Genomic DNA, 12197 nt, shown 5'->3' on the forward strand with positions numbered 1-12197 from the left:
CGTGACACGGGCGCCCGGGGACTCCCGAGGAGGACCCCGGGCGTCTCCGGCGCCCTCAGAACGCCGTCAGTCCGTCGCCGCCCGGCATGGTGCCGTACTTGGGTGTTTCCCTGCAGGTCAGGTGTCGTACCGGCCGTCCCAGGGCTCGCCGAAGCCCAGGTGGTCCGGGTAGAGCTCGGCCCATCCCCCGTCCTCGTCCTCCTTCGCCACCAGCCCGAAGAACACACCGTCCACGGTCAGCTGGAACGGGCGTATCGCGATGTCCGTGTACGTCCGCCTCGGCAGACTGCGCAGCATGCCCGCCAGGTGCGCGCGGGCCCGTGCCAGCACGGAACCGGCGCCCTCCGGATCGAGCTGCTGCTCGGCCCAGCTGCCCGCGCACCAGATCTGCGAGTCGCGGTAGTTGCCCTCGGAGTCGAAGAGATGCAGCACCGCGTACAGCCGCTTCTGCTCCTCCCAGCCCTCGTCGAGCCGGAACCCCTCGGGGAACGCGTACGTGACCGACGCCAGGAACTGTCCGCCGGTGTAGTGACCGATGGCCTCGGTACGGCCGTGGGGCTCGTAGGCGATCGGGATGAGCTCGGGTATTGCCATGGCGAAACCATACGGATGTGTAGTGGACATGCGGGAACGTGGGTGCAACCCCGTCGATATGTTCACCCGATTCTGCCGAAAATGCCACGGTGTCTGCCATCGGGTAGCAGTGACCCCGATCTGCTTATGGCGACCGGTTGTTCGACCCATCGCCCTTTAGGGCCACTTCCGAATGAATTGCGATCGTACGTACGGGCCTCGTACTACGGTCCGAGATTGTGAAACTGGTGGTCAGTGTGAAGCTGCTGCCGACGTCCTGGCAGGCGTCGGCCCTTGAGGCGACTCTGCGTGCGTGTAACCAGGCTGCCGCCCACGCGTCAGCGGTGGCTTTCGCGAAAGGCCTCAAGGACCGCAACAGTCTGCAAAGGGAGGTGTATACGGATCTGAAGGCGGCCTTCGGGCTGTCGGCGCAACCGGTGGTCCGGGTGGTGAAGAAGGTTGTTGACGCTTACGCCGCGCTGGAGGCCGCCTTGCGGGCGGGGAGGCTGGGGGCACCGAACTCCGTGCCGCACCGCAAAGCCATCAGCTCCCCGGTCGTCTTTCGAACGGAGGCGGCGCAACCCTTCGACGATCGTTGCCTGTCGTGGCGGTACGACGCGCGCACGGTGTCGATCTGGACTGTGGACGGGCGGATGAAGGGGATCCGGTTCGCCTGCTCCCCGCACCAACTCAAGACACTTGTGCAGTACCGCAAGGGCGAGAGCGACTTGGTGCAGCGGCGCGGCAAGTGGTTTCTGGTCGCCACCTGTGACATCCCGGAGCCCGAACCGTACGCGCCGTCCGACTGGATCGGTGTGGACCGCGGCATGGTGAACCTGGCAACCACATCGGACGGCAGCAACTACCAGGGGCGTCGGCTGGGACGCTACCGGCGCTGGCAGGCCCGTAAACGCGCCGAACTCCAGCGGAAGAAGACCCGATCGGCCATCCGCCGTGTTGCCCGTCGGTCAGGGAAGGAGAAGCGTCATGCCGCGCAGGTGAACCATCGCATCAGCAGGGAGATTGTGTCTTTCGCGCAACGCACCGGTCGTGGGATTGCCGTTGAGGGACTCGGCGGGATCCGCGAGCGGGTACGGCTACGACGCGACCAGCGAGGCACTCTCTCCTCCTGGCCTTTTCACCAGCTCGGGCGGTTCCTCGCCTACAAGGCCAGGCGAGGCGGGGTGCCGTTCCTTGAGGTGGACGCTGCCTATACCTCGCAGCGCTGTCCGCGCTGTGGTCATACCGAGCGGGCCAACAGGTCTGACCGGGACCACTTTCACTGTCGTCGGTGCGGGCTCGCTGGCCCCGCTGACGTCGTCGCCGGGGTCAACGTGCGTGATCGCGCGCGCTCGGCGTGGGTGTTTGTCACCGCACCCGCACCCTCCCCTTGAATCAAAGGGGGTTGGGTGGATGCGACCCGTGACCGTCCTGTCGTAGGGGGCAGTCGGGAGCGCGACGAAGTGTGCACCATCGAGGCCACAGAATCGGTCGTGCACGGCTGAGAAGGTGACGGCAACCTTTTCGATCTCCGTGACCACAGGAGGAGTGAGGCCTGCCCGAGCAGGCCCGTTCCCGTACTTCGGAAGTATGTAAGGACTCCCCCGTGGCCTCTGCCTCTCACCGTCGGTCCCTTCGCAAGCGCCGTGCTCTCGTCGTCTCCGCTGCCGTGATGGCGGCCGGGGTCGGTGCCGGTGCGCTCGTGCTGAGCGCGAACGCCACGTCGGCCGTGGACCTGTACCACCAGACGCTCGCCGCCAAGGACGGCTGGGCGTCGTCCGGTTCCGGTACGACCGGCGGCGCGAAGGCCGACTCCGCGCACACCTTCACCGTCTCCACCCGCGCCCAGCTGGTGAAGGCGCTGGGTTCGGCGAGCGACACCACCCCGCGCATCATCAAGGTCAAGGGCACCATCGACGCCAACACCGACGGCAGCGGGAAGAAGGTGACCTGCGCGGACTACGCGGCGGGCACCGGGTACTCGCTGAGCGCCTACCTGAAGGCGTTCGACCCGTCGGCGTACGGCCGCGCCAAGCTGCCCTCCGGCACCCAGGAGTCGGCCCGCGTCGCCGCGCAGAAGAAGCAGGCCGCGAACATCGTCTTCAAGGTCCCCGCCAACACCACGATCGTCGGCGTCCCCGGCACCAAGGCCGGCATCACCGGCGGCATGCTCCAGATCCAGAAGGTCGACAACGTCATCGTCCGCAACCTGACGTTCTCCGACACCGAGGACTGCTTCCCGCAGTGGGACCCGACCGACGGCGACGACGGCAACTGGAACTCCGAGTACGACGCGGTGACGCTGCGCGGGGCGACGCACGTGTGGGCCGACCACAACACGTTCACCGACGCCGGGCACTTCGACAGCCTCAACCCGAAGTACTACGGCCGTGAGTACCAGGTCCACGACGGCGAACTCGACATCACCAAGAGCTCGGACCTGGTGACCGTCGAGCACAACCAGTTCACCAGCCACGACAAGACGATGCTGATCGGCAGCAGCGACAGCGAACCGGGCGGCAAGCTGCGCGTCACCCTCCACCACAACGTCTGGAAGGGCATCGTCCAGCGCGCCCCGCTCACCCGCGTCGGCCAGGTGCACCTCTACAACAACGTCTACGACGTCACGCCCCTCAACGGCTACGCGCTGCAGTACAGCATCAACTCACGCGCCAAGGCCCAGGTCGTGGCCCAGAACAACTACTGGACCGTGCCCAGCTCCATCAAGGTCTCCAAGCTGCTCAGCGGCGACGGCACCGGCTCGGTCGCGGGCAGCGGCAACCTCGTCAACGGCACGACCACCGACCTCGTCGCCGCCTACAACGCCGCGAACTCCAAGAAGATCAAGACGACCGTGAACTGGACGCCGACCCTGACGGCGGGCCTGGAGACCAGCGCGAAGAACCTGCCGGCGGAGCTGGCGAAGACGGCGGGGGCCGGGGTGCTGACCGCGAGCTGAGAGATTCTCCGCGCCGGCTGTCACACATGCGGTGACGTACGCGTCAGAGAGGTGTCCGACACCTTGTGCACCTTGTGGCGAGGGGAGCCTGGTGCCGCCGGCCTGGTGGACGCCGCTGGGGCGGCCGGGGCGCTGGTGCTGGGGCTCGTGAGCTGACGGTTCGCCGGGGCTCAGTTCTGCGGGGTCGCGGCCTTCGAGCGGCGGACGCGGCGGCGCAGAGCCGGGCCCAGGCGGACCAGGAGGCGTTTGTCGATGCCGGTGACGCGGCGCTCCACGGCGGACAGCTGCTTGGTGGCGGCCTTCAGTTCCTTGCGGAGGGCGTCCAGCTGGCGGGTGGTCTCGGTGGCGCGCTTCTCGGCCGTGGTCAGCCGGGAGCGCAGCTCCCTGTTCTCCTTGGCGTGCTGCGCGGCCTTCGCGTCGGCCGCGGTGATCCGCTCGCGGAGCCGGCTGATCCGGTACCGCATCTGGCCGTCGTCGCCGCCGTCCCAGACCGGCATCGACGCGGGCAGGTCGAGGGCGGCCAGCCGGGCGTCGAAGGCGGCGCCGCCGTCGCCGTGGGAGTAGGTGTTCTGGAGGTCGTTGCGGTCGAGGAAGGCGATCATGCGCTCGAAGCGCTCGCCGTGGCCCTTGACCATGGCCGAGAAGTCGGCGTCCTCGTACAGGTCGCGCGGGTCGGTGCCGGCGTCCAGCTCGGTGAGCGAGCGGTGCGGGATGTCGAAGTAGCGGCACAGTTCGAGGGTGCGCGAGTCGTGGGTGAGGACGACGCTCGGGGTGCCGGCCAGCAGGGCGGCGACATTGCCGTGGATACGGGTGCCGTACGCGAAGTCGTAGCCGCGCAGTTCGTCGATCCAGGTGGCCGGGTCCAGCGGCATGCGGACCTTGTTCTCCTGGAGCAGGGCGTGGCTGAGCTGGAGCGGGAAGGGGTCGGTGTGCCCGGACTCCGGTGAGGTGTCGCCCCACAGCAGCAGTTCCGCGTCGACGGTGTTCTGCGCGTAGTACGTGAGGTGCGGGTAGCGCTCCCAGGCGTGCCGGGCGATGCCCGATATGTCGCCGACGGGTATCGCGTCCGGGGAGAGGTTGAGGGCGATGCGTGAGGCGGCGGTCAGCTCCGTGGCCCGGATCTCCGGGAAGGTGTCGCCGTACAGGAACATCGACGGGCAGCCGATGATGTCGACGTCGTGGAAGCCGAGGCTCCTGAGGTAGTCCGAGGTCAGCTCGCCGCGTACGCCGATGGAGGCGGAGCGGTCCAGGACCGCGCGGGCGAAGCGGCGGACCGAGTCGGCCATCGGGTTCAGCCACGTGGTGTCGTAGTCCGCGGGGGCCTGGGCGCCGACGCCGAACACCACGACCGGGATGGTGAGCTGCTCGATGAGGGTCGTCAGCCGGTCCAGGGAGGCCTGGAAGGTCGGGCGGAAGGCGTTGGCGAGCGGGACGACGAAGACGTCGTACTGCTCGTTGATCTCCGCGGCGCGACGGGCCGAGGGGTCGGTGCGGATGCCGTTGGAGGTCACCTCGGTGTCCGGGGTGGTCAGCATCTTGTGCGCCGAGTCGCTGAAGATCAGGTTCCCGGTGTTGGTCCCGATCAGGTCCTGGTGGATGAACTCCGCCGGAGTGGCGACACGGAACGGGCTCTTCCCGGAACGGATCAGGATTCGTTTCACGAACGGCACCCTATCCCGGAGGTAAATGCAGAGTGAAGGTGAAGTAAGAGACTGGTCGGTCTCTTGCCTGGGATTTACCTCACGCACGCCGAAGGGCCGGCGGGAGGGGGTCCTCCGGCCGGCCCTTCGGGGCGGGTGTCGGGTGGGTGGCTTACGCGGCGGTCTCGCCGCCGAAGCGGGTCTTGTACGTCTCCAGGTCCTCGTCCGTGAGCTTCGCGAACAGGACCGGGGGCACGGTGAAGGGGGTGCCGGCCGGGACGGCGGCCAGTGCCTTCGCCTCGTCGGCGGTGACCCAGGCCGCGGTGTCGTCGGCGAGGGCGAACGCCTCGCGCATCGTCTTCGCCGTCGCCGGGATGAAGGGCTCCGAGACCACCGCGTACAGGTGGATCAGGTTCATCGCCGTGCGCAGGGTCAGGGCCGCGCCGTCCTTGTCGGTCTTGATCTCCAGCCAGGGGGCCTTCTCCTCCAGGTAGGAGTTGCCGGCCGACCACAGGGCGCGCAGGGCCGCGGCGGCCTTGCGGAACTGGAGGGACTCCATGTGGGACTCGTACTCGGCGAGGAGCGCGGCGATCTCCGTGCCGAGCTTCGCCTCCGCCTCACCGGGCTCGCCGCCGGCCGGGACCTCCTCGCCGAAGCGCTTCTTCGAGAAGGACAGGACGCGGTTGACGAAGTTGCCGAGGGTGTCGGCCAGGTCCTTGTTCACCGTCGCCGTGAAGTGCTCCCAGGTGAAGGACGAGTCGTCCGACTCGGGGGCGTTGGCGATGAGGAAGTAGCGCCAGTAGTCGGCGGGCAGGATGTCGAGGGCCTGGTCGGTGAAGACGCCGCGCTTCTGCGAGGTGGAGAACTTGCCGCCGTAGTACGTCAGCCAGTTGAAGGCCTTGACGAAGTCGACCTTCTTCCACGGCTCCCGGACACCGAGCTCGGTGGCCGGGAACATCACCGTGTGGAAGGGGACGTTGTCCTTCGCCATGAACTCCGTGTAGCGGACGGTGTTGTCCACGTCGTACCACCACGACTTCCAGTCGCGGGTCGACGGGTCCTGGTCCGCCCACTCCTTTGTCGCGCCGATGTACTCGATCGGGGCGTCGAACCACACGTAGAAGACCTTGCCCTCGGCCGCCAGCTCCGGCCAGGTGTCGGCCGGGACGGGCACGCCCCAGTCCAGGTCACGAGTGATCGCACGGTCGTGCAGGCCCTCGGTCAGCCACTTGTGGGCGATCGAGGAGGCCAGCTGCGGCCAGTCCTTGTCGTGCTTCGAGACCCACTCGCGGACCTCGTTCTCCAGCTTGGACTGGAGCAGGAAGAGGTGCTTGGTCTCGCGGATCTCCAGGTCGGTGGAGCCGGAGATCGCCGAGCGCGGGTTGATCAGGTCGGTCGGGTCCAGGACGCGGGTGCAGTTCTCGCACTGGTCGCCGCGGGCCTTGTCGTAGCCGCAGTGCGGGCAGGTGCCCTCGACGTAGCGGTCCGGGAGGAAACGGCCGTCGACCGGGGAGTACACCTGGCGGATCGACCGCTCCTCGATGAAGCCGTTCTCGTTCAGGCGGCGGGCGAAGTGCTGGGTGATCTCGCGGTTCTCGGGGGAGGAGCTACGGCCGAAGTAGTCGAACGCGAGCGCGAAGCCGTCGTAGACCGCCTTCTGCGCGTCGTGCGCCTGGGCGCAGAACTCGTCGACCGGGAGGCCCTGCTCCTTCGCCGCCAGCTCGGCGGGGGTGCCGTGCTCGTCCGTCGCGCAGATGTAGAGGACGTCGTGGCCGCGCTGGCGGAGGTACCGGGAGTACACGTCCGCCGGGAGCATGGACCCCACCATGTTGCCCAGGTGCTTGATCCCGTTGATGTACGGAAGGGCGCTGGTGATGAGGTGTCGAGCCATCGGGGGCTGCTCCCAGGTCGCGGTTGCTGTAGCTGGTTCCTACAGGTGTGAACCTTGAAATCGTAGCCGACATGTGTATGCCGCCCGCTTCCCGTTTTATTGGGTGAGAAGCGGGCGGCATGGGGGTGGGGCTGCCTCGGTGGGGCTGTGCCGTGGGGGCTACGGGCGCCAGTCGATCAGGATGCCGTCGTAGAGCTCGGCGTCCGTGAGCTCCAGGGGGGTCGGGCCCGCGTGGAAGAAGGCCGCGTTGTCGGTCTTCAGCTTGCGGAGGTAGTCGAAGGCCTTGTTCTCGTGCTCGCCGAAGGCGACGAAGGAGAAGAAGAGCGAGGGGTGGGACTTCGCGGCGTCCGTGAGGGACTGGGTCGCGGGGGTCTTCGCGTCCGGGGCGCCGTCGGTCTGGAAGACGACCAGGGCGGGGGTGCCGGGGGCCGTGGCGCCGACGTTCTTGTCGTAGTGCGCGAGTACGGCCTCTACGGCGGCGTGGTAGCTGGTACGGCCCATGCGGCCGAGGCCGGCGTGCGCCTCGTCGATCGCGTTCTCGGGGGAGTCGGCGGTGAGGTCGGTGGTGCCGTCGACCTCGGTGGAGAAGAAGACGACGTGCACGGAGGGGGTCTCGCCGGCCGGGGTGAGGCGGGTGGCGAGGGCGAGGGTCTGGTCGGCGAGGGCCGCGGCGGACCCGTCCTTGTAGTACGCGCGCATGCTCGCGGAGCGGTCGAGGACGAGGTAGGTGACGGCTTGGGTGCCGGTGAGGCCGGCCTTGGCGAGGGCGGCGGCAGCGGGGGCCGCGGCCTCGGCTTCGCCTTCGGCCGTCGTGCTCCCGCCCGCACCACCCGTGACGGTTTCGTCGTCGGGTGCGGGTGACGCCTGTGGGGCGGATTCGCCGTCGGCGGCCGCGGTGTCGGTGGGGGCCGTGGCCTCGGCTTCGCCTTCGGCCGTCGTGTTCCCACCCGCACCACCCGTGACGGTTTCGTGGTCGGGTGCGGGTGGCCCCTGTGGGGCCGATTCGCCGTCGGCGGTCGCGGCGGGTTCCGGGGTGGTGGTCTCGGCTGTCGCCTCGACCGGTTCGGGGGTGGTTTCGGCTGCCGGCTCGGGCTCACGCTCGGGCTCGGGCGTTGCGGCCGCTTCGGCCTGCGGTTCGACGGTCGTCTCGGCTGCCGGCTCCGGCTCGGTCGCCGGTTCGGGCTCCGGCTCGGCCGCGGCTGTCGGCTCCGTGGCCGGCTCTTCGGCTGGCTCCGGCGTTTGCTCCGGCTCGGCCGCCGCTTCGGGCTCGGGCTCGGGTCCGACCTTGGCCTCGGCCTCTGCCTCGGCGTCGACCTCGGTTTCTGCCTCGGCTTCGACCTCGGCCTCTGCCTCGGCTTCGACCTCGGTTTCTGCCTCCGGCTCCGTCGACGCCTCCGGCTCGACCGTCAGCTCGGCCTCGACCTTGATCACCGGTGTCGGCTCGGGTGCCTCGGTCGTGGGCTCGGGCTCGGGCGCTGCCTCCGCCGCGGGCTCGGGCGTGGCCGGCGCTTCTGTGGTCGGCTTCTCGGTTGCCTCCGGGGCGGCCTCGGCCGTCGGTGTCGGCTCGGGGGTGGCCGCGGTCGACGTGGCCGTCTCCGGGCTCGCCTCCGGCTTGATTTCCACCTCCGGTTCGATCAGGCGGGTCGCCTGCTTCGGAACCGTGACGTTGTCGAAGGCCGCGGAGACCAGATCGTGTTCGTCGGTCGTTGCCGGGCGGGGCTCCGGGACTGCCGCCGATGCTTCCGGTTCCGGCGCCGGTGCCTGCTGCTTCGACTGCGAGGGGAGCTGGTCCGCACCCTCTGCCTCGGCAGGGCGCGGCTTTCGCGACCTGCCGAATGCGTTCCGCAGGAGAGTGAGAATGCCCATGTGCGCAACCCTTCGCGTGAGTTGATACCCGTCAATCGCTGGCCAGGACGGACACGTAAGGTTAGCGGCCCCAGGTTGCGATCTTGGGGAGGGTCGATGACTCCTGTCGGACGTGCGGCGGTCGAGTCCCGGCCTGTTCCCAAGCGCCCCTCAGCTGCGCTCAGTTCGTCTTCCGTTCGGTCGGCGGTTGGGCGGCGGTTGGGCGGGTGGGCCATCGCGGTCCCGATGTCACGCTTGTGTCAAGGATATGTGACGGAGAGGCAAAGCCGGTCAGTGCGGGGAGGCGATCGCCCTGGCCGCCGCCACCTCCTGGCGCAGCGGTTCCAGGACGCTGTCCGGTGGGCCCGTGAGGTCCGTGCGGACCGCGACGAGGGTCTCCGACCGGCGGACGCCCTCCGCCAGCTCGCGCAGTTGCAGGGTCACCTGATCGACCTCGGCCCGGTCCGGGGGCGGTGCCCCGTGCCGGACCCGGACCCGGGCGGCCGTCGTCGCGTCGACGATCCGTTCCACCGCGACGACCAGGGGCCACCAGGCCGACGCCCGGCGGCCGGTGGGCGGCGGCTCGGTCAGGGCGCGCTGGAACTCGGTGCGGACGACGGACAGGTCGCGGTAGAGGCGGCGGCGCAGCCGGGCGCGGGCGGCGGGGTTCACGCCCGCGTCGAAGGCCAGCTCGACATAGGCCGCGGTGTCCGCCACCGCGTCGGCCAGCCGGTCGCCGACCCGGGTGCGCCAGCTCTCCGGCCACAGCAAGTACCCGGCGATCAGCGCGATCGCGCAGCCCATCAGGGAGTCGAGGAGGCGGGGCAGGAGCAGGGCGGTGCCCTGGTGGTTCAGGTTGTCGGAGAGAAGCAGGATGACCGGGGTGATGGCGGCGGTCTGGAAGCCGTAGCCGCGGGGGGTCAGGGCGGGGACCAGCGGGGCCAGGACCATCATCACCGGCACGTCCCACCAGCCGCGCGGTACGACGGTGAGGACCGTCGCCGCCACCACCAGGCCCGCCACCGTGCCGAGCGCGCGCAGCAGCGCCCGGGAGAACACCGAGCCGAAGTCGGGCTTGAGGACGAAGGTGATGGTGAGGGCGACCCAGTAGGAGCGCGGGACCGGGACCAGGGAGACCAGGGCCTGCGCGATGCCGATGCACAGGGCGAGGCGGATGCCGTAGCGCCAGGAGTTGGCGGAGAGGACGACGTTGCGGGTGGCCCGTGCGGTGCGGATGCCGAGGGCGGCGGGGCGGCCCAGGCGGTCGTCGATGCCTCGGGGGTCGACATCGGGGGTGGTGGCGACCTCGGCGACGTGCCGCAGGGCGTGGTCGACGGCCCGGCCGGTCTCGTTGACCGGCGCGGGCAGGTCCAGCGCTATCGGGCCGGTGTAGCCGGTCTCGACGGCGTCGGCGATGTGCAGGACCGCCGCCGGGACCTCGGGCGGCAGCGGCTTTCCGGCGAGGCGGGCGAGCCGGACGGCGGGGGCGGCCTCGACCACCGGGGTGATCGCGTTCAACTGGGCGAGCATGCGGGTGAGTTCGCTGTTGCGGCCGTGGTACCGGGCGCGCCGGGCCAGGATCAGGTCGTAGGCCTCGTTCAGTGACTGGGTGACGGTGTGCCGGGCCCGGTCGTAGGCCTCGCCGTCGTCGCCGTCGCTCACGGCGAGCAGGTCGGCGACCGTGCGGTAGGTGGCGGCGACCGCCGCGCGTTCCGGTACGCCCGAGCGCAGCGGCCAGGCCAGCAGGGCGAGGAGCAGGACGAGCAGGCCGCCGCCGGTCATCAGCACCGGGGTGAGCCACCAGGCGCCGGGCAGCGGCAGGCCCGCGCCGATCACGGAGTTGAGCAGGAGCAGCAGGCCGGAGACGGAGGACACCGCGCCGATCGTCGAGATCATCCCGGAGAGCAGTGCGATGCCGGTGATGACGGCGACGGTGACCCAGCCCTGGCCGTAGACCAGCGAGCCGGCGGTGACGCCGACCGCGCCGAAGAGCTGCGGGACCGCGATGTTGAGGATCCGCATCCGGTAGGCGTCGGCGGTGTCGCCGATGACCCCGGACAGGGCGCCCATCGAGGCGAGCGCCCCGTACGTGGGCTGTCCGGCCGCGAGCCCGGCGACGAGCGGGAGGCTCATGGCGAGTGCGGCGCGGGCGAGGGCGGCCCAGTTGAGGGGGGCGGCCTGCTGGGGCCGGAGGTTCCTTACCAGCCAGTCGGGAGGGGTGAGGCCGATGGGGAACTCGCGGGACATGCGCCCATTATCAGGGTCGGTGCTGGTGGAGCGTGATGTCGACGACCAGGGCCCGGTGGTCGGTGTCGGCCAGGTGCAGGAAACGGGCGCCGGTCGCCGAGAAGTCCCGGGAGACCAGGACGTGGTCGATCTGCGTCCCGAAGACGGCGGCGGTGGCCGCCGGCCAGCTGGCGGTGCGGGCGGCCCCGCTGAGCCGGGCGCCGTCGTCGAGGTGTCCCGCGGCCAGGATGCGGCGGAAGGCCGCGTGGTCCTGGGAGGCGTTGAAGTCGCCGGCGAGGATCGTCGGGGTGCGGGTGTCGGCGGCGGCGAAGTCGCGGAGCCGGCCCAGTTCCCGGCGCCAGAGGGCGACCTGGCCGGGCAGCGGGGGCATGGGGTGGGCGAGTTGCAGCCGTACGGGATGCCCGTCGACGTCGGCGACGGCGCCGGGCATGCCCATCGTGCCGGGGACGCCGTCGGTGGCGCGCAGCGGGAAGCGGGAGAGCAGGAGCGAGCCGGTGGAGCCTCCGGCGACGACGGCTGTCCGGTAGGGGTAGTCGGTGTCCCTCCGCAGTCTGGCCTGGCAGGTGTACTCGCACTCCGCCACGAACACGATGTCCGGTTTCCAGCGGCGGAGCTGCCGGACGAGGGCGGGGGTGCCGTTGCCGAACTCGACGTTCGAGGTCAGGACGCGGAGGCCGGCGAGCGGGGTGCCGGTCGGTGCGCCGCCACCGTCGCCCTGCGGCGCCACGAACCAGGTGAGCGCCGCGAGCACGGCGGTGCCCCAGAAGAGGCCGGGCCACCAGCGGGCGAGGAGGGTGAGGAGCAGGGCGAGGGAGGTGGGGACCAGCAGCCAGGGGAGGAAGGCGAGGAGTTGGGGAACCGGGGTGACGGCGTCGGTGTCGGCGATCCGGCAGCCGACGATGGTGGTTGCCGCGAGGAGGAGCAGGGCCGCCACGGTGGCGGCGAGGCCGCGGGCACCGTCTCGGGGGCTGCCGCCCCCGGCCTCCCGCTTCGGCCTGAACGGCCTCGTCCTCGATCGCCGGACGGGCTGACGCGGTTGCTG

At 70.2% G+C, this 12197-nt stretch carries 8 protein-coding genes; 2 read left to right on the plus strand and 6 right to left on the minus strand.

Features of this window, described 5'->3' with window-relative positions:
- Window positions 1-117: 117 nt before the first annotated feature.
- Complete coding sequence (locus ACFZB3_RS31320) at window positions 118-594, minus strand: hypothetical protein (RefSeq protein WP_391381174.1); 477 nt, start codon at window positions 592-594, stop codon at window positions 118-120.
- A 218-nt stretch (window positions 595-812) separates the two neighbouring features.
- Here ACFZB3_RS31320 and ACFZB3_RS31325 point away from each other — a divergent pair, with 218 nt between their 5' ends.
- Window positions 813-1967 (plus strand): RNA-guided endonuclease TnpB family protein, encoded by a 1155-nt coding sequence (locus tag ACFZB3_RS31325; protein ID WP_391381176.1) that lies wholly within the window; start codon window positions 813-815, stop codon window positions 1965-1967.
- A 212-nt stretch (window positions 1968-2179) separates the two neighbouring features.
- Window positions 2180-3532 carry a polysaccharide lyase family 1 protein gene (locus tag ACFZB3_RS31330; protein WP_391381178.1) on the plus strand — a complete coding sequence of 451 codons (1353 nt, stop codon included), beginning with the start codon at window positions 2180-2182 and terminating at the stop codon, window positions 3530-3532.
- Window positions 3533-3702: 170 nt separating this feature from the next.
- Here the strand turns inward: ACFZB3_RS31330 and ACFZB3_RS31335 are convergent, their stop codons facing one another.
- The 5 genes from ACFZB3_RS31335 to ACFZB3_RS31355 form a co-directional block, all read right to left on the minus strand.
- Entirely contained in the window at window positions 3703-5193 is a 1491-nt protein-coding gene (locus ACFZB3_RS31335) for a polysaccharide pyruvyl transferase family protein (RefSeq protein WP_391381180.1), read from the minus strand.
- A 151-nt stretch (window positions 5194-5344) separates the two neighbouring features.
- Window positions 5345-7063, minus strand: coding sequence for a methionine--tRNA ligase (gene metG / locus ACFZB3_RS31340; RefSeq protein WP_391381183.1), 1719 nt, complete (start codon window positions 7061-7063; stop codon window positions 5345-5347).
- A 159-nt stretch (window positions 7064-7222) separates the two neighbouring features.
- Window positions 7223-8929, minus strand: a complete 1707-nt coding sequence (locus tag ACFZB3_RS31345) for a VWA domain-containing protein (RefSeq protein ID WP_391381185.1) — start codon at window positions 8927-8929, stop codon at window positions 7223-7225.
- Between the two features lie 270 nt (window positions 8930-9199).
- The gene (locus tag ACFZB3_RS31350) at window positions 9200-11155 is read right to left on the minus strand and encodes an FUSC family protein (RefSeq protein ID WP_391381187.1); all 1956 of its coding nucleotides are present in this window, start codon (window positions 11153-11155) and stop codon (window positions 9200-9202) included.
- Window positions 11156-11165: 10 nt separating this feature from the next.
- The gene (locus ACFZB3_RS31355; protein WP_391381455.1) at window positions 11166-12089 is read right to left on the minus strand and encodes an endonuclease/exonuclease/phosphatase family protein; all 924 of its coding nucleotides are present in this window, start codon (window positions 12087-12089) and stop codon (window positions 11166-11168) included.
- Window positions 12090-12197: the final 108 nt, after the last annotated feature.

Source organism: Streptomyces sp. NPDC008092 (genome assembly GCF_042957285.1).
Taxonomy (GTDB): domain Bacteria; phylum Actinomycetota; class Actinomycetes; order Streptomycetales; family Streptomycetaceae; genus Streptomyces.

Bases quoted from the DNA above. Each gene is read 5' to 3' on its own strand.
- ACFZB3_RS31320 (WP_391381174.1), bottom strand. From the start codon at position 594: ATGGCAATACCCGAGCTCATCCCGATCGCCTACGAGCCCCACGGCCGT.
- metG (WP_391381183.1), bottom strand. From the start codon at position 7,063: ATGGCTCGACACCTCATCACCAGCGCCCTTCCGTACATCAACGGGATC.
- ACFZB3_RS31345 (WP_391381185.1), bottom strand. From the start codon at position 8,929: ATGGGCATTCTCACTCTCCTGCGGAACGCATTCGGCAGGTCGCGAAAG.
- ACFZB3_RS31350 (WP_391381187.1), bottom strand. From the start codon at position 11,155: ATGTCCCGCGAGTTCCCCATCGGCCTCACCCCTCCCGACTGGCTGGTA.